At 55.3% G+C, this 25,939-nt stretch carries 20 protein-coding genes and 2 rRNA genes; 5 read left to right on the top strand and 17 right to left on the bottom strand.

The annotated features are described in order from the left end of the window. The first annotated feature begins 115 nt into the window (after positions 1-115). The 3 genes from ACMGGP_RS13460 (at position 116) to ACMGGP_RS13450 (ending at position 4,905) form a co-directional block, all read left to right on the top strand. Positions 116-3,024 (top strand): 23S ribosomal RNA (locus ACMGGP_RS13460). A gap of 198 nt (positions 3,025-3,222) precedes the next feature. After that, positions 3,223-3,338 (top strand): 5S ribosomal RNA (gene rrf, locus ACMGGP_RS13455). A gap of 277 nt (positions 3,339-3,615) precedes the next feature. Continuing rightward, a complete protein-coding gene (locus ACMGGP_RS13450; RefSeq protein WP_346461799.1) occupies positions 3,616-4,905 on the top strand; it encodes an MFS family transporter in 1,290 nt (429 codons plus the stop codon). A gap of 9 nt (positions 4,906-4,914) precedes the next feature. Here ACMGGP_RS13450 and ACMGGP_RS13445 read toward each other — a convergent pair whose 3' ends face one another. The 5 genes from ACMGGP_RS13445 to trxC form a co-directional block, all read right to left on the bottom strand. Continuing rightward, positions 4,915-5,220: a YfiM family lipoprotein gene (locus ACMGGP_RS13445; protein ID WP_346554542.1), complete on the bottom strand. Its 306-nt coding sequence runs from the start codon at positions 5,218-5,220 to the stop codon at positions 4,915-4,917. Positions 5,221-5,246: 26 nt separating this feature from the next. Then, positions 5,247-6,602, bottom strand: a complete 1,356-nt coding sequence (gene pssA, locus ACMGGP_RS13440) for a CDP-diacylglycerol--serine O-phosphatidyltransferase (RefSeq protein ID WP_031594660.1) — start codon at positions 6,600-6,602, stop codon at positions 5,247-5,249. Between the two features lie 117 nt (positions 6,603-6,719). Continuing rightward, complete coding sequence (locus tag ACMGGP_RS13435; RefSeq protein ID WP_124890284.1) at positions 6,720-9,377, bottom strand: bifunctional acetate--CoA ligase family protein/GNAT family N-acetyltransferase; 2,658 nt, start codon at positions 9,375-9,377, stop codon at positions 6,720-6,722. 138 nt (positions 9,378-9,515) lie between these two features. Next, positions 9,516-10,193: a tRNA-uridine aminocarboxypropyltransferase gene (locus tag ACMGGP_RS13430; RefSeq protein ID WP_022624064.1), complete on the bottom strand. Its 678-nt coding sequence runs from the start codon at positions 10,191-10,193 to the stop codon at positions 9,516-9,518. A gap of 81 nt (positions 10,194-10,274) precedes the next feature. After that, complete coding sequence (trxC, locus tag ACMGGP_RS13425; RefSeq protein ID WP_010257800.1) at positions 10,275-10,694, bottom strand: thioredoxin TrxC; 420 nt, start codon at positions 10,692-10,694, stop codon at positions 10,275-10,277. A gap of 159 nt (positions 10,695-10,853) precedes the next feature. Between trxC and ACMGGP_RS13420 the strand changes: the two genes are divergently transcribed. Beyond that, on the top strand, positions 10,854-12,035 hold the full coding sequence (locus ACMGGP_RS13420) for a tRNA/rRNA methyltransferase (protein WP_010672152.1): 1,182 nt from the start codon (positions 10,854-10,856) through the stop codon (positions 12,033-12,035). Positions 12,036-12,071: 36 nt separating this feature from the next. On the opposite strand, the gene emrB is transcribed toward ACMGGP_RS13420, so the two are convergent. From emrB to ACMGGP_RS13360, 12 genes are all read right to left on the bottom strand, one after another. After that, on the bottom strand, positions 12,072-13,607 hold the full coding sequence (emrB, locus tag ACMGGP_RS13415; protein WP_010257793.1) for a multidrug efflux MFS transporter permease subunit EmrB: 1,536 nt from the start codon (positions 13,605-13,607) through the stop codon (positions 12,072-12,074). Between the two features lie 16 nt (positions 13,608-13,623). Continuing rightward, positions 13,624-14,796, bottom strand: a complete 1,173-nt coding sequence (gene emrA, locus ACMGGP_RS13410; protein WP_010257791.1) for a multidrug efflux MFS transporter periplasmic adaptor subunit EmrA — start codon at positions 14,794-14,796, stop codon at positions 13,624-13,626. A gap of 150 nt (positions 14,797-14,946) precedes the next feature. Then, positions 14,947-15,477, bottom strand: a complete 531-nt coding sequence (gene mprA, locus ACMGGP_RS13405) for a transcriptional repressor MprA (protein ID WP_003850381.1) — start codon at positions 15,475-15,477, stop codon at positions 14,947-14,949. 302 nt (positions 15,478-15,779) lie between these two features. After that, positions 15,780-16,967, bottom strand: coding sequence for an MFS transporter (locus ACMGGP_RS13400; RefSeq protein WP_010672153.1), 1,188 nt, complete (start codon positions 16,965-16,967; stop codon positions 15,780-15,782). Between the two features lie 213 nt (positions 16,968-17,180). Beyond that, a complete protein-coding gene (gene proX, locus ACMGGP_RS13395) occupies positions 17,181-18,179 on the bottom strand; it encodes a glycine betaine/L-proline ABC transporter substrate-binding protein ProX (RefSeq protein WP_010257785.1) in 999 nt (332 codons plus the stop codon). A 61-nt stretch (positions 18,180-18,240) separates the two neighbouring features. Next, complete coding sequence (gene proW / locus ACMGGP_RS13390; RefSeq protein WP_010257782.1) at positions 18,241-19,332, bottom strand: glycine betaine/L-proline ABC transporter permease ProW; 1,092 nt, start codon at positions 19,330-19,332, stop codon at positions 18,241-18,243. Next, positions 19,329-20,525, bottom strand: coding sequence for a glycine betaine/L-proline ABC transporter ATP-binding protein ProV (gene proV, locus ACMGGP_RS13385; RefSeq protein ID WP_010672155.1), 1,197 nt, complete (start codon positions 20,523-20,525; stop codon positions 19,329-19,331). Before proV ends, proW begins: the two co-directional genes overlap by 4 nt. A gap of 501 nt (positions 20,526-21,026) precedes the next feature. Continuing rightward, positions 21,027-21,995, bottom strand: coding sequence for a class 1b ribonucleoside-diphosphate reductase subunit beta (nrdF, locus tag ACMGGP_RS13380; RefSeq protein WP_284503992.1), 969 nt, complete (start codon positions 21,993-21,995; stop codon positions 21,027-21,029). Further along, entirely contained in the window at positions 21,995-24,133 is a 2,139-nt protein-coding gene (gene nrdE, locus ACMGGP_RS13375) for a class 1b ribonucleoside-diphosphate reductase subunit alpha (protein ID WP_498798534.1), read from the bottom strand. The genes nrdF and nrdE overlap by 1 nt, the downstream gene beginning before the upstream one ends. After that, entirely contained in the window at positions 24,103-24,516 is a 414-nt protein-coding gene (nrdI, locus tag ACMGGP_RS13370) for a class Ib ribonucleoside-diphosphate reductase assembly flavoprotein NrdI (protein WP_033778606.1), read from the bottom strand. Before nrdI ends, nrdE begins: the two co-directional genes overlap by 31 nt. 4 nt (positions 24,517-24,520) lie before the next feature. Then, the gene (nrdH, locus tag ACMGGP_RS13365; protein WP_010257769.1) at positions 24,521-24,763 is read right to left on the bottom strand and encodes a glutaredoxin-like protein NrdH; all 243 of its coding nucleotides are present in this window, start codon (positions 24,761-24,763) and stop codon (positions 24,521-24,523) included. Between the two features lie 303 nt (positions 24,764-25,066). Then, a complete protein-coding gene (locus tag ACMGGP_RS13360; RefSeq protein ID WP_010257764.1) occupies positions 25,067-25,384 on the bottom strand; it encodes a DUF883 family protein in 318 nt (105 codons plus the stop codon). 153 nt (positions 25,385-25,537) lie between these two features. Between ACMGGP_RS13360 and ACMGGP_RS13355 the strand changes: the two genes are divergently transcribed. Further along, the gene (locus ACMGGP_RS13355) at positions 25,538-25,873 is read left to right on the top strand and encodes a DUF2002 family protein (RefSeq protein ID WP_003850360.1); all 336 of its coding nucleotides are present in this window, start codon (positions 25,538-25,540) and stop codon (positions 25,871-25,873) included. The last annotated feature ends 66 nt before the right edge of the window (positions 25,874-25,939 follow it).

Below are 25,939 nucleotides of genomic sequence, written 5' to 3'. Positions count from 1 at the left end.
AAAATTGAAACGACGCAGCGCGTCATTCCTCCGTAATAAGGGATGACAATGCGATGCGTTCGAGTCTCTCAAATGCTTGCAATTCGCAGCGTTGTAAAACGCCTGTGGGTTGTGAGGTTAAGCGACTAAGCGTACACGGTGGATGCCCAGGCAGTCAGAGGCGATGAAGGACGTGCTAATCTGCGTAAAGCGACGGTAAGGTGATATGAACCGCTACAGCCGTCGATGTCCGAATGGGGAAACCCGGTGCACTCTGTGCATCATTGCAGCATGAATACATAGTGCTGCAAGGCGAACCGGGGGAACTGAAACATCTAAGTACCCCGAGGAAAAGAAATCAACCGAGATTCCCCCAGTAGCGGCGAGCGAACGGGGAGCAGCCCAGAGCCTGAATCAGTTTGTGTGTTAGTGGAAGCGTCTGGAAAGTCGCAGGGTACAGGGTGATACTCCCGTACACAAAAGCACACAAGCTGTGAGCTCGATGAGTAAGGCGGGACACGTGGTATCCTGTCTGAATATGGGGGGACCATCCTCCAAGGCTAAATACTCCTGACTGACCGATAGTGAACCAGTACCGTGAGGGAAAGGCGAAAAGAACCCCGGCGAGGGGAGTGAAACAGAACCTGAAACCGTGTACGTACAAGCAGTGGGAGCCTTCTTTATGGGGGTGACTGCGTACCTTTTGTATAATGGGTCAGCGACTTATATTCTGTAGCAAGGTTAACCGTATAGGGGAGCCGCAGGGAAACCGAGTCTTAACTGGGCGTTAAGTTGCAGGGTATAGACCCGAAACCCGGTGATCTAGCCATGGGCAGGTTGAAGGTTGGGTAACACTAACTGGAGGACCGAACCGACTAATGTTGAAAAATTAGCGGATGACCTGTGGCTGGGGGTGAAAGGCCAATCAAACCGGGAGATAGCTGGTTCTCCCCGAAAGCTATTTAGGTAGCGCCTCGTGAACTCATCTTCGGGGGTAGAGCACTGTTTCGGCTAGGGGGCCATCCCGGCTTACCAACCCGATGCAAACTGCGAATACCGAAGAATGTTATCACGGGAGACACACGGCGGGTGCTAACGTCCGTCGTGAAGAGGGAAACAACCCAGACCGCCAGCTAAGGTCCCAAAGTCATGGTTAAGTGGGAAACGATGTGGGAAGGCACAGACAGCCAGGATGTTGGCTTAGAAGCAGCCATCATTTAAAGAAAGCGTAATAGCTCACTGGTCGAGTCGGCCTGCGCGGAAGATGTAACGGGGCTAAACCATGCACCGAAGCTGCGGCAGCGACGCTTAGGCGTTGTTGGGTAGGGGAGCGTTCTGTAAGCCGTCGAAGGTGTGCTGTGAGGCATGCTGGAGGTATCAGAAGTGCGAATGCTGACATAAGTAACGATAAAGCGGGTGAAAAGCCCGCTCGCCGGAAGACCAAGGGTTCCTGTTCAACGTTAATCGGAGCAGGGTGAGTCGACCCCTAAGGCGAGGCCGAAAGGCGTAGTCGATGGGAAACAGGTTAATATTCCTGTACTCGGTGTTACTGCGAAGGGGGGACGGAGAAGGCTATATCGGCCGGGCGACGGTTGTCCCGGTTTAAGCGTGTAGGCGGAGGGTCCAGGTAAATCCGGTCCCTTATTAACGCTGAGGCGTGACGACGAGGCACTACGGTGCTGAAGTGATAAATGCCCAGCTTCCAGGAAAAGCCTCTAAGCATCAGGTAACACAGAATCGTACCCCAAACCGACACAGGTGGTCAGGTAGAGAATACCAAGGCGCTTGAGAGAACTCGGGTGAAGGAACTAGGCAAAATGGTGCCGTAACTTCGGGAGAAGGCACGCTGGCGCGTAGGTGGAGGGACCTGCTCCCCGAGCCGAAGCCAGTCGAAGATACCAGCTGGCTGCAACTGTTTATTAAAAACACAGCACTGTGCAAACACGAAAGTGGACGTATACGGTGTGACGCCTGCCCGGTGCCGGAAGGTTAATTGATGGGGTTATCCGCAAGGAGAAGCTCTTGATCGAAGCCCCGGTAAACGGCGGCCGTAACTATAACGGTCCTAAGGTAGCGAAATTCCTTGTCGGGTAAGTTCCGACCTGCACGAATGGCGTAATGATGGCCAGGCTGTCTCCACCCGAGACTCAGTGAAATTGAACTCGCTGTGAAGATGCAGTGTACCCGCGGCAAGACGGAAAGACCCCGTGAACCTTTACTACAGCTTGACACTGAACATTGAGCCTTGATGTGTAGGATAGGTGGGAGGCTTTGAAGCGCGGACGCCAGTCTGCGTGGAGCCAACCTTGAAATACCACCCTTTAATGTTTGATGTTCTAACGTAGGCCCGTAATCCGGGCTGCGGACAGTGTCTGGTGGGTAGTTTGACTGGGGCGGTCTCCTCCTAAAGAGTAACGGAGGAGCACGAAGGTCAGCTAATCACGGTCGGACATCGTGAGGTTAGTGCAATGGCATAAGCTGGCTTGACTGCGAGAGTGACGGCTCGAGCAGGTGCGAAAGCAGGTCATAGTGATCCGGTGGTTCTGAATGGAAGGGCCATCGCTCAACGGATAAAAGGTACTCCGGGGATAACAGGCTGATACCGCCCAAGAGTTCATATCGACGGCGGTGTTTGGCACCTCGATGTCGGCTCATCACATCCTGGGGCTGAAGTAGGTCCCAAGGGTACGGCTGTTCGCCGTTTAAAGTGGTACGCGAGCTGGGTTTAGAACGTCGTGAGACAGTTCGGTCCCTATCTGCCGTGGGCGCTGGAGAATTGAGGGGGGTTGCTCCTAGTACGAGAGGACCGGAGTGAACGCACCACTGGTGTTCGGGTTGTCATGCCAATGGCATTGCCCGGTAGCTAAGTGCGGAAAAGATAAGTGCTGAAAGCATCTAAGCACGAAACTTGCCCCGAGATGAGTTCTCCCTGACTCCTTGAGAGTCCTGAAGGGACGTTGAAGACTACGACGTTGATAGGCCGGGTGTGTAAGCGCAGCGATGCGTTGAGCTAACCGGTACTAATGACCCGTGAGGCTTAACCTTACAACGCCAGAGGCGTTTTTGAGAGACACGATTTTCAGCCTGTACCGGATAAAAATTAGCGGAAACGAAAGATTTTGCGGCGTGACGAGGCGCAGAGCGAGGACGTCAGCGGGAGCATACTGAAGTATGTGACCGGTGTGGCCGAGCGATGGCAACGCGGTCATGGCGTGAAAGATTCGTTTCGTGCACCAAGATTTGCCTGGCGGCTTTAGCGCGGTGGTCCCACCTGACCCCATGCCGAACTCAGAAGTGAAACGCCGTAGCGCCGATGGTAGTGTGGGGTCTCCCCATGCGAGAGTAGGGAACTGCCAGGCATTAAATAAGTGAAGAAGCCCCGCACGGAAGTGCGGGGCTTTTTTACGTCTGCACTTTGCCACGTTAAGCTGAATACATGATCTGCAGGCACGCGGTATGTCACTCTTAACTCCCCATTCTCCACTTCTGAATGACCAGCAACCCGCTGATTTTTCGATAATTAGCGACATGGCTCACAATAATAATCTCGGATTACGCCGCCTTTACCTTCAGTAGACTTAAATGCTTTACTCACTCCTTTAAACGCTGTTGATCAGCAAGGAACAGAGGTAAGGCATGGCACCCACAAATAATAAAACTCAGACGGATGATACAAGGAAACGCATCTGGGCTATCGTCGGCGCGTCATCGGGTAACCTGGTTGAGTGGTTCGACTTCTACGTTTACTCCTTCTTCTCACTCTATTTTGCCCACATTTTCTTTCCGCAGGGCGATACCACGACTCAGTTGTTACAGACAGCGGGCGTTTTTGCGGCAGGATTTTTAATGCGTCCGATTGGCGGCTGGCTGTTTGGCTATATCGGCGACAAACATGGCCGAAAAAATTCGATGCTGGTTTCGGTCTGCATGATGTGTTTTGGTTCGCTGGTGATCGCCTGCTTACCCGGTTACGCAACGATCGGCGTGGCTGCGCCCGTCATTCTGCTGCTGGCGCGTATGTTTCAGGGATTATCGGTGGGCGGAGAATATGGGACCAGCGCAACCTACATGAGCGAAGTGGCTCTGGAAGGACGTAAAGGATTCTACGCCTCATTCCAGTATGTCACGCTGATTGGTGGCCAGTTAGCGGCGGTACTCACCGTCGTGGTCCTGCAATTTCTGCTGACGGATGCAGAACTGCGAAGCTGGGGCTGGCGTATTCCGTTCTTCCTCGGCGCACTCCTCGCCGTTGTCGCATTATGGTTAAGACGCTCACTGGAGGAGACCTCAGATAAGACGAGCCGCGAACATCGCGATGCGGGTAGCGTAATCGGGTTACTGCGTAATCATACTCGTCCCTTCCTGATGGTGCTGGGTTTCACCGCAGGCGGCTCCCTGAGTTTTTACACCTTCACCACCTACATGCAGAAGTATCTGGTTAATACGTCAGGTATGGATCCTAAAACCGCCAGCGGCCTGATGACCGGTGCGCTGCTGGTCTTTATGCTGATTCAGCCGATTATCGGTGCCCTGTCAGATAAAATCGGTCGTCGCACCTCAATGATGATTTTTGGCGCGGGCGCGGCCATCTGTACGGTCCCCATTCTGACGCTGTTGCAAAACGTGCAAAGTCCCGGTGTGGCTTTCCTGTTAATCATGCTGGCGCTGCTGATTACCAGCTTCTACACCGCCATCAGTGGCATTCTTAAAGCAGAAATGTTTCCGCCACAGGTGCGCGCACTGGGTGTAGGGCTATCTTACGCAGTAGCGAATGCGATCTTTGGTGGGTCGGCAGAGTATGTTGCGTTGCTGATGAAGCAGCAGGGGATTGAGACGACTTTCTTCTGGTATGTTTCAGCGATGGGCGCGGTGGCATTTCTGGTGTCGCTGTTGCTGCACAAGCGCGGTAAGGGGATTAAGCTTTAACAGAGAAAGCTACTGACTCAGATTCCACAGGGCAATGCCGCTGGCAGCACCGGCGGCATCCGAGGCGAAATCTTTCCAGCTCCAGCCGCTGCCATTCGGGCGGCTGTCATACCACTCTTTTCCCGCCCCAGCGTTAATGAAAACAGTCTGGCTTTGCCGGTCAGAATGGTGCTGACGCTGCCCATATTCACTACCGGCAGCGGCCAGAACGGCAGAGGCGACAAAATGCTCCGCTTTATCTCGTCCGGTCCACTGATCTTCCGCCATATGGGCGCATCCACTACACAACAGCCCAGCAAGCAGCACACTTCGCATAGCAGATGCCTTATTGACCGTAGTGATTAAAGAATCCGGCTGATCAGGCGATCGATACGTATCCGGCGCAGACGACGAATCAGCTTGCGTACCTTGGCCGGGTAATCAGCAATACTCTCAAGCTCACGGAAATGCGTCACTACCGTCGTGTTCTGCCGGATTAACGTCAGTTCCTTCTCACGCTGAGCCGCTAACTCCTGATGAGGATCGTGGATCAGCACCGCATTTTCCAGATCGAGCCGCCAGGCACGTGGATTGAGGTTATTACCGGTAATCAGCTGCCATTCGTCATCAACCCACATTCCTTTAAGGTGATAACTGTTCTCGCCATCCTTCCATAGTCTCACGACCAGCTGATCGGTCGTAACGTAGTAGTGCAAACGACTCATAAAGCGACGCAGATTGATTTCATACAGGTAAGGCAGCGCACCGATGATTTTGAACGGCTGATCGGGCGCAATATAAAAGTCATTGGCTGTTTTATCGCCGACAATGATCTCAACCTGTTTTCCCTGACGCAGAAGATGAATGATATTACGTACCAGCAAGGCGGGCATGTTGAAGTAGGGGGTACAGATGATCAGCTTCTGTTCCGCACAGGGCATCAGGTGGAAAATGGTTTTATTGAGCAGGCTATGCTTACCCAGACCGACCAGCGGCGTGACCGTCAGTTCATCGTTGCCGGCATTCCCTTCAAACTGATAATTGAAACCGCGCAGGTCCTGACGGAACTGGCGTGTCTCATTTTTAATTTCAGGACTTGAGGGGCGCTCAGCAAAATCGAGTCGGTTTACCGCTTCCGCTGACTTCAGATTGAGCGTAATCCAGTCATACATAGTATTGGTCAGCTGGGAATTACGGATAACCTGATAACGGTCATAGCGATACTTATCATGCTGATGCAGGTAGACATCATTGATGCTGGCGCCGCTGTAGAGCAGCATATCATCAATAATGAACCCTTTAAGGTGGAGCACGCCCAGCGCTTCACGGGTATTGACCGGGATACCATAAACCGGGATGGCAATATCCGGATAACGTGTCGCCATTTCGCAATACCAGTCGGCATTGGTTACGCCTCGCGCTGCGCCAATTCGCCCACGCTGCGCACGGTGCCAGTCAACCAGAATCGAGATATCCAGCTCCGGCCGCGCCTGCTTCGCACTATAAAGCGCATCCATGACGGCACGTCCGGCGTCATCATTTTCCAGATAGAGCGCAACAATACAGATGCGAGTCTGCGCTGCCGCAATTTTCTCCAGCAACGTCTGGCGAAATTCGGCAGGTGAGTAAAGTGTCGACACATCCGCAACGGATTGTGACAGTTTCGGCAGCTGTGCGAGGTGTTGTTGGTGTTTGTTACGTTTAAATTTAGACAACATCGCAGTGCACTTCTTCTCTGTTCATTGCATGGCCTTTTGCCATCAAATCAGGGTTATAACCACAAATAATAACATCAACTTCGCCGATTCGAACGTTTTTTACCTTTCTCTACAAGGTTAGTTGATCTCATTCTGTAAAGACAATTTCAGGCTGACAATACCGTCATCCAGTTGAATATCAACATGAAAGTTGAGCTTTCGTGCCAGCGTAATCATGCCGCGGTTATGGGGCATGGTGATACCGTTCAATTGTTGCAAGCCGTGATGCCGGGTATAGCGGATCATCTTTTCCAGCAGACGACGGCCCATGCCTAAGCCTTTCAGGTCGGAACGGACCAGCACCGAAAACTCCGCATCGATGTTATCTGCATCAGAGATAGCGCGGGTGACGCCGATGATCTCGGGGCGTCCCTGATGCTGACGTACCGCCACAATCGCCATCTCGCGGTCATAATCGATCTGGGTCATGTTGGCGAGATCATCATGAGTAAACTCACTGATTTCACTGAAGTAGCGGTAGTAGAGATCTTCTTTGGTGACCTGACTGATGAAATCGCGCAGCAGGGGCTCATCCTCTGGCAGAATGGGCCGGAACAGGCAGAATTGCCCATCCTTTAACTCCACCTGCTCTTCCAGATGCTGAGGATAAGGACGTATTGCCAGCCGTGCTTCGTTATCGCCGTGGAACGGAGCCAGCGTCAGGGTGACATCCAGCAGGGTAAAATCATTGCCCGCCGCCAGCAGCGGATGAATATCCAGTCGCTGGATCTCCGGGCAATCCACCACCAGGTTAGAGACCTGCACCAGCAGCTGGCTTAAACCGGGGATATCCAGCGGATTCAGCGCGCTGCGGCTGCGGATCTTTCCGCTCTTGATCGCCTGAATCACCAGATAGCGTGCCAGCGTCATATTCAGCGGGGGAAGGGCAACGGCAGCCTGTTTATCGGCCTGCCATTCAACGCCGCCTTCCCCCAGCATAATGATCGGGCCAAACAGGGCATCCTGTTCGACCACGACCCGCAGCTCCTGTGCGCCTGCACGACTCGCCATGCTCTGAACCAGCAGCCCTTCGATACGTGCCTGCGGCAGCGTCTGTTTTACCCGATCAAAAATGGCCTCAGCGGCATGCTCCACTTCGCTGGCATTACGCAGGTAGAGCATCACGCCCTGCACCTCCGATTTATGCGCGATATCGGGTGAACGCAGTTTCAGCGCCACCGGATAGCCAATCTGATCGGCAATCGCCACTGCCGCCTTACTGTCGCTGGCGATCCAGGTCGGCAGCGTGGCCAGGCCGTAAGCCTGCAACACCGGCTGCACTTCGTGGGTATCCAGCGCGGTAACACCGCGCTCCAGCGCCTGTGACAGCAGCTGGTGTGCATGGGCGCTGTCCAGGTTCAGGGTGGCGGGCAGGGCAGGGGTTTCGCGCAGCTGCTTCTGGTTACGGCGGTACTCAACCTGATGCATAAAGGCGGTCACCGTTCCCTCTGGCGTGCGCCAGGTCGGTATCCCCGCCTGCGTAAAGGCTCGGCGCGCGGCTTGTGAAGAGAACTCGCCGCTCCAGTTGGTCAGCAGCGTCACCAGCTTACCGCGCGGGTGACGGGCGATGGTGTCGATCAGATGTCCGGCCGTTTCAGTCGCGGGCGCGACCGCGCTTGGCGCATGAATAATCATCAATGCATCAAGTTCATGGCTGTCGAGCAGGATCTCTGTGCAGGCGGCATAACGTTCTGCTGTGGCGTCATCTTTTAAATCCAGCGGGTTGCCGCGGCCTGCGCCAGCGGGCAACAGCGCCTCGAGCTGCTGAATCGTCTGCTCGCTGAGCTGCGCCAGTTTCCCGTTGCGGGCATAGAGCTCATCCAGCGCCAGCGCGGCGGGGGCGGCACCATTACTGATGATCATCAGCCTGTCGCCACGCAGCGGCCGCATATGACTCAGCGACTCAACGGCGGAGAAGAGCTCATGGGTATCCTGCACCCGCAGTAACCCGGCACGCTGAATGGCTGCATCCCAGGCGGCGTCCAGACCGCTGTGGGTGCCCAGCAGCGCCTGTGCTTCCCGGCTGCGACCACTCTTGATCACCAGAATCGGTTTATTACGGGAGGCGCTGCGTGAGGCAGAAACAAAACGACGCGCATCGCTGAGGTGCTCAAGATAGAGCAGGATAGCGCTGGTTTTACCGTCGCGAGCCAGGAAGTCGAGCAGATCATCGACATCGGTATCCAGACTGTCACCCAGCGCGATAAACCAGGAGAATCCGAGATTACGCTGCTGCGCCCAGTCGAGAATGGTGTTGGATACGGCGGCGGACTGGGAGATAAATGCGATACGGCCTTTCTCTATCGGCACTGGCGAGAAGCTGGCATTCAATCCCTGCCAGGGGGCCAGCAGGCCAAGACTGTTCGGTCCCAGCAGACGTATCTGCCACTGACTGGCGCAGGCTTTGAGTTCGGCAGACTGGCTGGCGGGTGCAGAGAGAATAATGCAGGCCTTGCAGCCTTTCTCCCCGAGCTGTTGCAGCAGTTCGAGGTTACGTTTTGAATGGGTGCAGATCACTGCCAGGTCTGGCGCGAAAGGTAAGCTGTCGATAGTGGGCCAGGCCAGTACGCCGCTGACCGCTTTATATTTCGGCGTCACCGGCAACACCGGGCCGCTAAAACCGCCCGCCAGCAGGTTACGCATCATAAAGTATCCGGCGCGCCCTGGCGTGACCGAGGCACCAATCACCGCAATTGATTTAGGTCGTAACAGCGCTTCCAGTCCGCGTTGGCTCATCTCGCTCTCCAGAGTTCGGGATTTGCGTGATTGTAAACGCTTTTTGCTGGCAGTGCTTCCGGGCAGATCGCAGGCTGCGCATTCCGATTTTAATCTCTGTCACCGCAGGGACGCTCCCGCCAGGAGGTGACTGGGCGATTAAACCTGTCCGGCGTGGTGCGGTTTCCCTGCCAGGTAGGCCGCGCGGAACTGATCAAAATGGTGAGATAACGCCTCAGCCGCCAGCCGATCGCCCGCCTGCGCCAGCAGCGCCGCGGCCACTTCAGCAGTGCAGTGCTGACCTGCGCCGTGGGCTTCACGCAGCGTATAGCGTGACGGGGTGCTGACATCCAGCGACATCACCGGCAGGGCGTCGAGCCAGGGGCTTTTACGGAACATTTTGCGGGCTTCGGTCCAGGTGCCGTCCAGCATAATAAACAGCGGCGGCTTGCCACTGACGGGCGGCGTTGTCAGCACTTCGCGACCGGGGTCGGCATAAGCGGCCGGGAAAACCACCAGCGGCTGATAATCGGGATTGCGCACCGCCGCCAGCAGCAGCGGATCCGGCTCGGTGCGTGACCAGCCAAAAGCCTGGGTATCCGGCAGAATATCGGCAATCAGCCGGCCGGTGTTGCTCGGCTTCATCGGCTCGGTATCGAACATCACCAGGCAGAAGCGGCTACGGGCGGACTGCGGTACGATCTGACTGCAGAGACAGTTGACTTCTGGCAGCAGGCAGCCCTGACAGCGGATGACCCGATTCCCGCGCGCGAGGAAAGGACGGGTGGATCGGGCCAGGCGTTGGGTGCGCAAGCGCAAAACAGCATTATCAGACATGAGTATTCAGGGCAGGAAAAACGTCAGTGTAATCGAAGCGCAGGCGAAAAGGAAAAGGCCAGCCAGGCTGGCCTCTGAAGATTAAAGTGACTCATCCAGCCATTCATTGAAAGGCGCTTTAGGCATCGCGCCATTCAGCATGTCGACCCGCTCGCCGTTCTTAAACAGCATGATGGTCGGGATGCTGCGAATGTTGAAACGGGCGCTCAGGGCCGGCTCCGCTTCGGTGTTCACTTTAATAAAGCGGACTTTACCGCTGCGTTCACTGGCGACATCTTTAAACACCGGCGCAAAATTGACACAGGGACCACACCAGGGCGCCCAGAAATCGATCACCACCGGCAGATCGTCCTGCAGATATTTGTCAAAGTTAGCGCTGGTGGCATTCACCACTTCGCCATCAAATAACGCATTTCCACAGCGACCACATTTCGCCACGTCGGCAAGGCGTTCTTCAGGAACGCGATTGGTTGCCTGACAGGAAGCGCATACCGTATTCATAGGAACCTCTGATGTTGAAAAGTGTCAGTCTGATAAATATTGTTCATTATGAAAGGGGACGGATTCCCTCTCAATCTGGATTGCTCTATAGGTTCAATAGTTGATAGCTAAGCGCCAGCACATCAGGTAATCTGCGCGCTCTCAATGCAGGAGGAAGACATGAACGACGAATTTAAAGGCAAGAGCGGTAAGGTTAAGGTGATGTACGTGCGTGGCGAGGACGATAAAAGCGCGCGCGCGCCTAATCCTCGTACAGGCAAAGGTGGTCACGCTGCTGCCCGTTCGGATGATAATCGTCGTTCGTCTGGCCCCCGTACTGAACGCAGTCAGGAAGGTGGTCGCTCCGCTGGCCGTCGCAGCGACGACACCGGTCGCAGCAGTTCACCGCGTCGTGATGAAGGCGGACGTGGCGCTCCACGCCGTTCAGACGATGGCGCAGGCCGCCGCAACGATCGTGGCGATGATAATCGCGGCGCCTATGGCAGCAGCGATTCCCCGTGGCGCACCGTGTCACGCGCGCCATCAGCAGATCGTCCGGCAACCGAAAGCGATAAGCCGGATCACGGCGGCATCAGCGGCAAGAGCTTCGTCGATCCCGAGCAGATCCGTCGTCAGCGTAACGAAGAGACGCGCGTCTATGGTGAGAACGCCTGTCAGGCGCTGTTCCAGAGCCGTCCTGAAGCGATTGTTCGCGCCTGGTTCGTGCAGGAAGTGACACCGCGTTTCCGCGAAGCGCTGCGCTGGCTGGCGGCTAACCGCAAAGCCTATCACGTCGTGGAAGATGCAGAGATTACCAAAGCGTCAGGCACTGAGCATCATGGTGGCGTCTGCTTCCTGATCAAAAAGCGCATGGGTATGGCGGTTTCTGAATGGCTGAGCCAGGCGAATACCAAAGATTGCGTGCTGGCACTGGAAGATGTCAGCAACCCGCATAACCTCGGCGCGATTATGCGCAGCTGCGCGCACTTTGGCGTAAAAGGTTTGCTGGTGAACGACGCCTCACTGCTGGAGTCCGGCGCAGCGGTACGTACCGCAGAAGGCGGTGCTGAGCATGTGCAGGCCATCAGCGGCGCAACCTTCAGTGAAGGTCTGGAAGCGTTCCGTAAAGCGGGTTACACCATCGTCACCACCTCCAGCCATCAGGGCACGCCGCTGGCGCAGGCTCAGCTGCCCGAGAAAATGGTGCTGGTGTTAGGGCAGGAGCGTGAAGGTCTCTCTGATACCGCGTTCAAACAGGGTGACATGAGCCTGTCGATTGGCGGCACCGGCAACGTAGAAAGCCTTAACGTCTCGGTCGCAACCGGCGTACTGCTCGCCGAATGGTGGCGTCAGAACGCATAAAAAAACGGGCCGAAAGGCCCGTTTTGCTTTGTCACATCAGTGCGCACCACCGCCACCGCCGCCTGCGCTAAACGGCGGACGGGCAAACCAGATCAGCACCAGCAGAATCAAAAAGACCCCCGCCGACGCCCAGAAAATTTCATTCGCTGAAATAATCAGTCCCTGGTTAGTAATCTGCTGCGCGATCCAGGCCGACGCCTGCTGCTGCGTCATCCCCATGCTCTCCAGCTGGCTATACATCTGCTGCGAATTGACGTTGTAAGGGGTAATCGACTCCGTCAGGTAGCTATGATGCATCGACTCGCGGTTACTCCACATAGTGGTGGTAATCGACGTTCCCACCGAGCCTGCAAAGGTACGCATAAAGTTCGACAGGCTGGAGGCTGCGGCCATGCGCTCCGGCGGCAATCCCGACAGCGTAATGGTGGTCAGCGGCATAAAGAAGCAGGCCACGGCAAAGCCCTGAATAAACTGCGGCCAGGCTGAGGCACCAAAGTCCATTCCCGGTTCAAACGTATACGCGCGCCAGTAGAAGCAGACGGCATACATAATGAAGCTGAACGTGACCAGCCGTCGCATGTCGAGCTTATGGGCAAAGCGTCCGATGATCGGCGACAGGATCACCGGCAAAATGCCCACCGGCGCAGACGCCAGACCGGCCCAGGTTGCGGTGTAGCCGTAGACCTCCTGCAGCAGCTGCGGCAACAGAACAATCGAGCCGAAGTAGAGCATATAAGCCAGACTGATCGACAGGCAGCCAATGGTGAAGTTGCGCGACTTAAACAGCGACAGGTCAATGATCGGGTGATCGTCAGTCAGCTCCCATACCAGCAGGACTGACAGCGCAATCACGGCCACTACCCCGAGCACGATGATCTCGGACGAGTTAAACCAGTCGAGCTCCTTTCCGCGATCCAGCATCACCTGCAAACAGCCGATCCCCACCACCAGCAGCACCAGCCCGACCATATCGATCCGCCGGATTTCGGTTTTGGTTTCCCGGCCACGCAGGGTTTGCAGCGTCAGTATCACCACCGCCACACCAATGGGCACGTTGATAAAGAAGATCCAGCCCCAGTGATAGTTATCGCTGATCCAGCCGCCCAGTATCGGACCACAGATCGGTGCGACGATCACCGTCATCGCCCACAGCGACAGCGCAACACTGCGCTTGGCGGGCGGATAGTTGTTGAGCAGCAGACTTTGCGACAGCGGGATCAAGGGACCCGCGACGATCCCCTGAATGACGCGGAAGAATATCAGCATCTCCAGGCTGTCTGACATGCCGCACGCCCAGGAGGCGATAGCAAAAAGAATGGTCGACCAGGTAAAGAGCTTCACTTCACCGATGCGTTTTGCCAGCCAGCCGGTCAGCGGGATCGAGATCGCATTAGCCACACCAAACGAGGTGATCACCCAGGTTCCCTGGGAGTTCGACGCCCCCAGATTACCGGCAATCGTGGGGATAGCCACGTTGGCGATGGTCGAGTCCAGAACCTGCATGAACGTCGCCAGCGATAGCGCAATGGTCATCAGGACCAGCGGCATTCCTTCAAGCGGTTTTTGTGCCATTACAGCCTCCGCGTCATCATCCGGCGTTGGCGCGGACGATATCGGTGATCAGCTGATTGACCGGCGCAAGGTCAATCGCCAGTGCGTTGCTGCTGTAAGCGGCTTGCTGACGGGCGCTGGTGGCCAGCGCGCTGCCCTCTTTGCTGGTGGTATCGATTTTAACCAGCGTTGAGAGGCCAATACGCAGCGGATGTCTGGCGATATCTTCCTGATTCAGTTCGATACGAACTGGCAGGCGCTGAACCACTTTGATCCAGTTACCGGTGGCATTCTGTGCCGGCAACAGTGAGAAGGCGCTGCCGGTGCCCATATCCAGTCCTGCAACTTTGCCCTGATAAACCACTTCGTCACCGTAGATGTCGGCAACCACGGTGACAGGCTGACCAATACGAACGCCAGCCAGCTGGGTCTCTTTAAAGTTGGCATCGACCCACAGATTCGTTGCAGGCACGACGGCGAGCAGCGGGGTGCTGGTGGAGATTTGCGAACCGACCTGCACGCTGCGACGGGAGACAAAACCATCCATCGGGCTACGGATTTCGGTGCGCTGCAGCGCCAGCCAGGCGTCACGCAGCTCAGCCGCGCTCTGTTGCACGGCAGGCTGATTTTCCAGTGAGGTGTTGAGGATCATCGCCTGATTCGCATTGTATTGCTGAATCGCCACGTCCAGTTGTGCTTTGGCCGTCGCGACGGCATCGCGGGCGTGCTGCAACTCTTCACGGCCAATCAGATTAGCCGCGCCTAACGGCTCACGGCGTTTCAGGTCGGCCTGTGCCTGCGCCAGAGCGGTCTGTTGCAATGTAATGCTGGCCTGATACTGTTTGCCATTAATCATCAGCTGATGCGTCTGACGCACGCTGGTGGCGAGTGCCGTCTGCGCTTTTTCAAACGCCTGCTCCGCATCCGTCTTATCCAGTGAAACCAGCACATCGCCTTTTTTGACGAAATCGGTATCTTCAAACCAGACTTTATTCACGCTACCGGAGACCTGTGCCATCACCTGCACCTGGTTACCCGCAACGTAGGCGTCATCCGTTTCCTGAAAATGGCGCAGGACCAGGAACCAGTAAACTCCCCAGGCAATACCAATCAGCACAAAGATCAACGCCAGCACGATGAGCACACTTTTGCGCTTCTTCTTTTTGTTGGCTGACGGTTGCGGGCTTTGTGCTTCTGCCGTTGCACTCATGTCTTTCTCCACGTTTTCCATTTAGTCGGGCGGCAGAAATTCCTTTTCGCCAGCGCCCGAGTCGAAAAAGCCAGCGACTGAGCGCTGGCCAGATAAAAAAGGAAATTAAAATAACGATTTCGACAGGTGATTGTGTCGCACTTATTGCTATTAGCGGGACAGTGAGGCGATCAGCTGATCTTCATCCATTTTATCAAGACGATTAAGTAGCTTACGGGTGATGCCTTCCAGCTGTGACTTCTCATCGACGGAGAGCGAAGACCAGAGGTATTGCAGGCTCTGATGCTGAGGTGGCAGCAACTGACGCAGGAACTCCATCCCTTTATCGGTCAGATGCAGGTGCAGGCAGCGACGGTCGTGATCGCTTTCGCGACGCTCAATCCAGCCGCGCTTTTCCAGCTCATCAGCAATGCGCGTGGCATTGGTGCGTGAAGAGCCAAGGGCAGAGCTGAGCTCAGAGGGCTGAATACTATGGTTTTCCTGTGCATCCAGCGTAATCAACGCCATGAACAGGGTTTCATTAATACCCTGTGCTTTCAGCATCTTATTGCGGTTGTCCAGCAGTTTACCCTGCATATGCATACAGAGACGCGTCAGAATAATTTCCTGTAACGGAAAATCCTTATGGCGATTGGCACGGATGTTTAGCATCTGCTCAATGGGAGTAAACGAACTTTCCATTAAAAAAAACCTCACTAATTGCAACTTGTATAATAACTATGGTGACAGGATAAGCGTAGTCACTTTTTGGCAGGTGATCGCTGACAGAATCACTATTCACCATCAAAGGTATTCCAGGCCATTCCCTGGCCCTGGGTCAAAAACCCGTACGTCCGGCGGCAGCCGCTGTGCCGGAACGTGATCAAAAAGGGGGCAAATTTAATAATATCGCGGGGAAAAATAACTGAAGTGAATAGGTTTGCTACTAACCATAACAAACCTAACCATTTGTGACCAGACGCAATGCGCTGTCCGGCCAGGCTTCAGTTGATTTTTTCCGGCTCAAAGCGCGATCCGGCTGCCCAAATCAGCAGATTAACCACAGTCAGCAGCGCGCCAGCGCCACAGACGCCATACCAGCCCCAAAGATGGTAAGCGGTCGCGGAGAGCAGTGAGCCGGCCGCGCCACCCATAAAGTAGCTGGTCATGTAACCGGCATTAAGACGGTTCCGCGCCTCCGGCATCTGCGCGTAGATCACGCTTTGATTGGTGATATGGACGGCCTGTACCGCCAGATCCAGCAGCAGGATGCCGACGATCAGCGGCGCAAGCTGCTCCGCGCCCCACGCAATGGCAGCCCACGACAGCAGCATAAGCAGCAGGCCCAGTTGGGTGGTCAGCTTCGCTTTACCCTTGTCAGCCAGCGCGCCCGCCTGACGTGCGGCCAGCGCACCCGCGGCACCGACCAGCCCCAGCAAGCCAATCTCGCCCTCTGAGAAGTGATAGGGCGCCCCGGCGAGCAGAAAGGCCATTGAGGTCCACAGCAGGCTGAAATTGGCAAAGGAGAGGCAGCCGGTCCAGGCGCGGGTGCGGAGCACCCGATTACCGGCATACAGGCGAAAGATGGAGGCCAGCAGTTGCGGATAGCTCATGGGCACGGACTGTTTTACGCGCGGCAGCGATCGCCACAGCGCCAGGGCCATCACCACCATCAGCAGGCTGGCAGTCCAGTAGACGGTACGCCAGCCGCCAAGCTGCGCCAGGCCGCCTGCCACGGTGCGCGCCAGCAGAATCCCCAGCAGCAAACCGCTCATTACCGTCCCCACTATTTTGCCGCGCCGCTCCGGCTCTGCCAGCGTGGCGGCCAGCGGCACCAGGATTTGTGCGGCGACCGAGAACAGGCCGGTCATCACCGTGCCCAGCAGTAAAAAGAGAAAGGAGTGCGAAAGGGCGATAATCACCATGCCCGCAGCAGCCAGCAGGATCATCGTAACAATCAGGCTGCGTCGTTCAAACCGATCGCCAAGCGGCACCAGCAGCAGCAGACCGCAGGCGTAGCCCAGCTGCGCCGTGGTGACAATAAATCCGGCGAGGCTGACAGAGAGATCAAACTGTTGGGCGATGGTATTCAGTAGTGGCTGAACGTAGTAATTACTGGCTACGCAGAGGCCGGTTGCTACTGACATCAGCATTACTAAAGCAGGCGTCAGACCCTGGCGAGTCGCATTCATAAACAGCATCGGTCGCTAATAATCATTTGAGGTTAATAGTAACTCAAAAAACTATTTCACACGCATGTTTATTAACAGGCCATACCAGTCGGGAAAGCAGCCATAAAAAAAAGGGCAGAAAAATTTCTGCCCTCAGATAACTGCCCGACTAAAAGCGTATGCTCACTGAGCCAGCACTTTTATCAACCGCCCTGGGGCGGAAATGTTTTCAGGTTATTGCGCGGCGGCCTGCGCCTCGCTGATCCATTTATCGAACTCAGCCTGATGCGCCTTAATCCAGCCATCCACATGACGGTTAATCGCCTCTTCTGAGTTTTGTCCGGCATGCATTGCTGAGTTTTCAGCATTGATATCGGTAATGGGTAGCTTCATGACCGCAAACAGACGGGCAGCCGCCGGGTTTTTCGCCGCCCAGGCTTTGTTGGCGACGATGTGCATGGTGTTAACCGGGAAACCGTAGTTCGCACCGTTTGGCAGCTTAGTATCCACATCCTTCTGTTCGCCAGGCAGCGAAGAGAACGGCACCTGCAGCCAGACCACATCGCGGCCCGGCTTCAGCACATCGCTCAGCCAGTAGGGCGTCCAGGTGTAATAAAGGATCGGTTTACCCTGTTTGTAGCGCGCCAGCGTATCCGCCACCATCGCCGAATAGTTACCCATATTGGCGGTCACGGTATCACTGAGACCGAAGGCGCTGTTCTGATGATTAATCACCGCTTCACAGCCCCAGCCTGGCGTACAGCCGGTCATATCCGCTTTGCCATCGCCGTTGGCGTCAAACAGGCTGGCGATCTTAGGATCTTTCAGCTGTTCGATATTGGTGATGTGATATTTCTCGGCGGTCTTCTTATCAATCAGATAACCCTGGGCGGCACCGGTAACGTAGGTGCCCTGACGATAGAGCTTCTGATCGCCACCGGCGGCTTTGTACATGTCGTCATGCAGCGGCTGCCAGTTCACCGCGGTAAAGGTGGCGTCGCCAGCGGCGATAGAGGTGTAGCCAACGTTGTAATCCACTTCACTTGGCTTGCTGACCTGATAGCCGAGTTTTTCCAGCGCGCGGCTGACAATCAGGGTCTGAAAAGTCTCTTCAGCGATAGTGCTCTGTATGGGTTGTACCGTAATACCTTTGCCCGGCAGATCGGCAGCGGAGACGTGTGAAACGGCCAGCGTGGTTACCACGGCGGCGAGCAGAGAGGCTCTGTTGCGCATAGTCATTCCTTATTTCAGATGTCGCGTCAGGATGGGCGGCGCGCAGGCACCGCCCGACAGATTATTTTTTACGCGAAGGAGAGAAGATCAGGCCCAGCGGGCCGGTGTGATACCAGTGACGATTACCGCGGCTGCGGCTATCGCGACCAAACGATTGGGTCAGACGGTCAAGGATAATGGCAAGGATCACAATCCCCACACCACCCACCGTAGCCAGCCCCATGTCGAGACGGCCAATACCGCGCAGCACCATCTGACCGAGTCCGCCCACGGCGATCATCGAGGCGATCACCACCATCGACAGCGCCAGCATCAGGGTCTGATTGACGCCCGCCATAATGGTGGGCATCGCCAGCGGCAACTGCACTTTGAATAGCAGCTGACGCGGACTGGCACCAAAGGATTCGCTCGCTTCGATCAGATCGGCGGGCACCTGCTTAATGCCGAGAATAGTCAGACGCACAATCGGTGGCAGGGCGAAGATAATCGTGACCACCACGCCTGGCACGTTGCCGATACCAAACAGCATCACAATCGGCACCAGATAGACAAAGGCGGGTGTCGTCTGCATCGCATCCAGCAAGGGGCGTACGATACGCGCTGCCCGTTCACTACGGGCCAGCCAGATCCCCAGCGGCAGGCCGATGAGAATGCAGAACATCAGCGCGGTAAGCACCAGCGCCAGCGTGACCATCGCCTGCGACCAGGCGCCAATTGCGCCAATCAAGATCAGCGATACCAGCGTGGCGATGCCCATGGCGGGCGTCGCGATCTGCCAGGCGATTAGCGCAAACACCAGAATCGCTACCGGCGCGGGCATTCCCAGCAACAGCTGCTGAAAGGCGCTGAGAATATAGTCAACCGGTACCCGGATACCCTGAAACAGCGGGCGGAAATGGTTGACCACCCAGTCGATGCCGGTAGTCACCCAGTGATCAAGCGGGATCCAGGTTTTGTGGAACGGATCCATGATATTGAAATGTTCCGGCGCGGGCGCAGGGGCGCTGTTGAGCCAGTCACTGCTGCTGGCTGCATCGGGTGTCGCGCTGCCATCGGGCGTGCCCCAGGCATCGGCACCGCCGCTGCTGGTGGGCGCAGCCTGACTGCTGGCGGCAGTGCCGCTATCCCACGGATTGGTGGTTTCCTGACTCATGGCTGGGCTCCTTCACGATCTAACGCGCGCAATAGCGTGCTTTTGGAAATGATACCGACATACTGATTCTCCTCGCCGACCACTGGCACCGCACAGGGCGCCTGAGCGACGTGCGAGAGCAGATCGCTCAGTGAGGTATCGGCGGGCACCGCGGCTGGCGAGTCGAGGAGGGCGCTATCGAGTCCCAGACCTGCTGCCAGCGCGGCTTTCAGCGAGTCGGTGGAGACCACGCCAAGAAACTTCTGTTTTTCCAGCACGTAACCGTAGTCGCGGTCTTCATCCTGCAGCAGCTTAATGGCGGAGCGCGGGCCGAAACCTGGCGCTTTGCGGATCAACGCTCCCGCGCTACGACGGGCGATATCTTTGGCGCTGAATACGTGACTGATATCGACGCCACGGAAAAAGGTGCGGACATAGTCATTGGCCGGGTTATTCAGGATCTCATCCGGCGTACCAACCTGTATCACTTCGCCGCCCTGCATAATGGCAATACGGTCGCCAATACGCATCGCTTCATCAAGATCGTGGGAAATAAAGACGATGGTGCGCTGATGCCTGGCTTGTAAATTAACCAGCTCATCCTGCATTTCAGTACGAATCAACGGATCCAGAGCGGAGAAGGCCTCATCCATTAATAAGATGTCGGGATTGATGGCCAGTGCACGGGCTAATCCGACGCGCTGCCGCATCCCTCCGGAAAGTTCATCCGGGTAAGCGTGCGCATAATTCTCCAGCCCGACCTGACGTAACGCTTCAAGTGCTTTTTCCTGGCGTTCAGCCAGTGCGACTCCCGCTAATTCCATACCAAATGCCGTATTATTTAATACATTCATGTGCGGCATCAAAGCAAATGACTGGAATACCATGCTGATTTTATTTCTGCGCACGTCACGCAGTTCGCTGGCTGATATTTTGGCAATATCGACACCGTCAATAATCACCTGGCCGCGCGTCGGCTCTATCAGACGATTGAGAAGGCGAACCATGGTCGATTTTCCTGAACCGGATAACCCCATGATGACGAATATCTCGCCTTCTTCAATGGCCAGACTGGCGTTCTTTACACCAAGAGAGAGCCCTGTCTTCTCAAGAATGACATCTTTGGTCGCACCCTTTTCAATATATTTAAAGGCGCGATCCGGATTGTCGCCAAATATCTTATAGAGATTTTTTACTTCGAGCTTAATAGCCATGCAGTCATTAAATCCTGGTTGAAATATCTAATATTATCCTGTCGTTCCCGCTGAAATTTAAGCAGGCCATACCGTAGCACACTGACGTTATCTGACAACCCTGAAGTGGAATATTGGCCGGCCGCGGGACATTCAGATGCCGATTATCTTCAGTGCTCACAAGGGATAAGCGTGGATTAATTTTTTGTGAAATCATTGGCGGGTTTTTGGCATTTCAGCCTATTTGCCGCGTGAAAGGGAGAAAAACAAGTGTCACCGACGTGAAATATTACGGAAATAATGAATTCCGATGCAGGGAAATAATCACGCCTGAAACGATCATATTGAGTGGAATAATCGGCCGTAAAAAAAGGAAATGCGGGATGGGTGAAAATCAATAAACGGTGAAATAGTCAGGCTGTGTTGCAGTGATAATTTTTTCTTATGATTAGTCGGGGTGGCGCGGCTGGCGCGGCACTGCCAGTGAAAACCGGATGCTGAAAAAACAGCACCCGGTAACCCTCAGAAATTCCAGTCTTCGTCTTCGGTTTCGACCGCTTTTCCCATCACATAAGAGGAGCCTGAACCGGAGAAGAAGTCGTGGTTTTCGTCGGCGTTGGGCGACAGAGCCGACAGAATGGCCGGATTCACCGCTGTCAGCTCCGCCGGGAACAGCGCCTCATAGCCCAGATTCATCAACGCTTTGTTGGCGTTGTAGTGCAGGAAGGTTTTCACCTCCTCTACCCAGCCAACATCGGCATAGAGCGCCTCGGTATAAGCCACTTCGTTCTCATACAGCGCCAGCAGCAGATCATAGGCGAACTGCTGCAGCTCTTCGCGGCGCAGATCGTCAGCGGCAGCCAGCGCCTGCTGATATTTGTAACCGATGTAGTAACCGTGCACCGCCTCATCGCGAATAATCAGGCGAATCAGGTCAGCGGTGTTGGTCAGCTTGCCACGGCTCGACCAGTACATCGGCAGCCAGAAGCCGGAATAGAACAAAAACGACTCCAGGAAAACGCTGGCGATCTTCTTCTTCAGCGGATCATCGGCCTGGTAGTGTTCCAGGATGATGCGCGCCTTGTTCTGCAGCGGCGCATTCTCTTCGCTCCACTGATAAGCGGCATCAACATCCTGGGTGTTACACAGGGTTGAGAAGATCGAACTGTAGGAGCGGGCATGCACCGCTTCCATAAAGCTGATATTCGACAGCACCGCCTCTTCGTGCGGGGTAATGGCATCTTCCATCAGCCCCGGCGCGCCGATCACGTTCTGGATAGTGTCGAGCAGCGTCAGGCCGGTGAACACCCGGATGGTCAGCTGCTGCTGTTGTTTATCCAGCGTCTGCCAGCCGGGCAGATCGTTGGAGAGAGGCACTTTCTCGGGCAGCCAGAAGTTGCTGGTGAGACGATTCCACACCTCAAGATCTTTGTCATCCTGAATGCGGTTCCAGTTAATTGCCTGAATCTGTTTTAATTTCATCGTTTTCATCACAGGGAGCATGAGACGCAACCCTGAACCTCCGTGCCCTGAAGCGCCATCTGGCGCAGTCGAATGTAATAGAGCGTTTTGATGCCTTTTTTCCACGCGTAAATCTGCGCTTTGTTGATGTCACGGGTTGAGACGTCATCGCGGAAGAACAGCGTCAGCGACAGGCCCTGATCGACATGCTGCGTCGCTTCTGCGTAGGTATCAATAATCGCTTCCGGCCCAATCTGATACGCATCCTGATAGAGATGGAGATTCTCATTGGTCATAAACGGCGCGGGATAGTAGACGCGGCCGGTTTTGCCCTCTTTGCGGATCTCGATAGGGGAGACAATCGGATGGATGCTGGAGGTGGCATGGTTGATGTAAGAGATTGAACCGGTTGGCGGGATCGCCTGCAGGTTCTGATTAAACAGCCCGTGCTGCATCACCGCGTCGCGCAGCGCCTGCCAGTCCGCCTGTGTCGGCAGCGTCAGTCCGGCGTCGGCAAACAGCGTCGCTACCCGTTCCGTGCGCGGCAGCCATTCGCGCTGCAGATACTTATCGAAGTATGCGCCGCTGGCGTACTGCGATTCCGCAAAGCCATCGAAGGTCTGCTGACGCTCCTGTGCCAGCTGATTAGAGGTGCGCAGCGCATAATAGGTGATGCAGTAGAAGTAGAGATTAGTGAAATCCAGCGCTTCCGGTGAACCGTAGGCGATGCCTTCCCGCGCCAGATAGCCGTGCAGGTTCATCTGACCCAGGCCAATGGCGTGCGAACGGCGATTGCCTTCGGCGACCGAGGGCACCGAGCCAATTTCGCTCATCATCGACACCGAGGTCAGAGCGCGGATCGCCACATCCACGGTACGCGACAGATCGCGTGAATCCATCGCGTGCGCAATGTTCAGTGAGCCGAGATTACAGGAGATATCTTTGCCGATCCGGCGATAGCTGAGATCGTCATTGTACTCGCTGGCGCTGTTCACCTGCAGGATCTCAGAGCAGAGGTTGCTCATGTTAATGCGACCGGCAATCGGATTACTGCGGTTCACGCTGTCCTCATACATGATGTAGGGATAGCCCGACTCAAACTGAATCTCGGCCAGCGTCTGGAAGAAGTCGCGTGGCTGAATATAGGTTTTACGGATGCGGTCGTCGGCCAGCATCTCGTCATATTTCTCGCTGATGCTGATATCGCCAAAGGCCTGACCGTAGATCCGTTCAACGTCGTAGGGCGAGAACAGCGCCATCGGTTTGTTCTCTTTTGCCAGCTGGAAGGTGATATCGGGGATCACCACGCCCAGCGACAGGGTTTTGATGCGGATCTTCTCATCGGCGTTTTCGCGCTTGGTATCAAGGAAGCGGAAAATATCGGGATGGTGCGCATTGAGCCACACCGCGCCAGCGCCCTGACGCGCGCCGAGCTGATTCGCATAAGAGAAGGCATCCTCCAGCATTTTCATCACCGGGATAACGCCCGACGACTGATTTTCAATACGTTTGATTGGCGCACCGGACTCACGCAGGTTCGACAGCAAAAAGGCGACGCCGCCGCCGCGCTTTGAGAGCTGCAGTGCCGAATTCACGGCGCGACCAATTGACTCCATATTGTCTTCGATGCGCAGCAGGAAGCAGGAGACCAGCTCACCGCGTTGCTGTTTGCCGCAGTTCAGGAAGGTTGGCGTGGCGGGCTGGAAACGGCCGCTGAGGATCTCCTCCAGCAGGGCCCGCGCAAGCTTTTCATCGCCCTGAGCCAGCGTCAGCGCCACCATGCAGGCGCGCTGTTCGAAGGTTTCCAGATAGCGTTTGCCGTCGAAGGTCTTCAGGGTGTAGCTGGTGTAGTACTTCCAGGCACCGAGAAAGGTTTTGAACTCAAATCCCCAGTTCTCCGCCACCTCATGCAGCGCAAGCAGGAACGAAAAATCGTACTGGTTCAGCACTTCCGCTTCGTAATAGCTCTCTGCTACCAGATAGCGTAAACGCTCAGCGCAGCTATTGAAGGGGACGGTATTGGGTTGCACATGCTGCAGATAAAACTGACGTGTCGCTTCGCGATCCTTGTCGAACTGGATGCGGCCCTCGGCGTCGTAGAGATTGAGCATGGCATTAAGGGCGTGATAATCGAGCGTCACGCCGTTGAGGGTGTCTGTTGTTGCCAAAATTGGGTTACTCCCGCTTTAACTTTCGCGATATCGTCAGGCGTTCCCATCAGCTCGAAGCGGTAGAGGCAGGGAACCTGACATTTTTTTGCAATGATGCTGCCCGCCAGGCAGTAACCGGCACCGAAGTTACGGTTGCCTGCTGCGATTACGCCACGAATACCGCGTCGGTTCGCCTCATCATTAAGAAACTGAATCACCTGACCGGGCACCGCACCGCGACTGCTGCCACCGCCATAGCTGGGCACCACCAGAATATAGGGCTGGTCGATATGCAGTTGTTGCCGGGCATCAAGCGGGATGCGCCGGGCGGGCAGGCCGAGGCGCGTCACAAACCGGTGGGTGTTTTCCGACTGGCTGGAAAAATAGACCAGCGGGAACATGTGTTTATCCTCCGACAGCAGAAAGCGTGCGCAGCGTGGCGATTTTGTCCGGGCGGAAACCGCTCCAGTGATCGTTATCTGCCATCACAACCGGTACCTGGCGGTAACCCAGTGATTTCAGGTTGTCGATCGCCTCGGGCTGGCTGTCGAGATTGATAAGCTGATAGGCGAGACCCTGACGGTCCATCGCATTTTTGGTTGCCGTGCACTGGACACAGTTATCTTTAGTGTAAATAATAATGCGCATGATTCGTATTTCCCTCTATATGCGGTTCTGATGCCCGAAAACAAAGCAGACGCGGCAAGTTGCGGGCCTCATTCTGCCGGACATCTGGTGTCGTGCTGATGAGATAAATACTAGATGTAGTGGTTTTGTGGGTCAAGCCCACCAGATATAGGGTTTTATGATTTGCATTTGCGCAACAGCGGCAAAGCCAGCAGGGATGCGCCCTGCAGCCTGGAAAAATCTTTTGTAAATGTCATCGGCCAGAAAAAGGGCATAAAAAAGCCCCGCACAGGGCAGGGCTCAGGAGATTTTTTAGAGTTGAGCTTAGCGGCGTGAAGCCAGCAGCACACCCACTACGATACCGAAAGCGGCACCGATACCAACACCGTGCCATGGCTTGTCATGGACATAGGTGTCAACCTGTGCACTGGCATCACGGGCAACCTGTGAGACACGGTTACTGCCGCCGTTCAGTCTGGAGCGGGTCTGTTTCAGCAGCTTTTCTGCCTGACTGCGTGCAGAATCCACTTCGTCTTTGGCGTCACTGCCGTAAGATTTCAGCAGCGCTTCCAGTGAATCGGCCAGTTCGTTAACATCCTGATTAATATCAATGTCATCGTTTTTTACAGTGCGATTAAACATTTTTTAGCTCCCTTTGATTTAAAAACGTAATACTAGTGTAGACGACCTTGAGATAAACGAGACGCGGGAGTGTTCTTTAGGGAAAATTCCGAATGCCCACTCTGTCATGCTGTTGTAAGGTTGCGAAGCTTTTGAAAGAGGAGAGGATCGAGCATGTATTTACGACCAGATGAGGTAGCGCGCGTACTGGAAAAAGCGGGTTTCGAAGTCGATGAAATTACCCCACGGGCCTATGGTTATCGCCGTGGAGAGAACTATGTTTATGTGAATCGCGAAGCGCGCATGGGGCGCATGGCACTCGTCATTCACCCGACACTGAAAGAGAAGAGCCAGCCGTTCGCTGAACCTGCTTCAGAAATGAAGACCTGCGATCACTACACCCAATTCCCTCTCTACCTGGCGGGTGATTCACAGGAACACTACGGCATCCCGCACGGATTTAGTTCCCGCATGGCGCTGGAACGTTATATTCAGAGCGTTTTCGGCTAACGCATCAGGCCCCGCCGCGACGGGGCACTGAACTGCCTTTACCTCCTCCCTGTTTCCCTGCCGTTG

It is taken from the genome of Curtobacterium sp. BNK-1 (genome assembly GCF_048685235.1).
Lineage (GTDB): Bacteria > Pseudomonadota > Gammaproteobacteria > Enterobacterales > Enterobacteriaceae > Pantoea > Pantoea agglomerans.
This window is presented reverse-complemented; position numbering and strand designations above follow the sequence as displayed.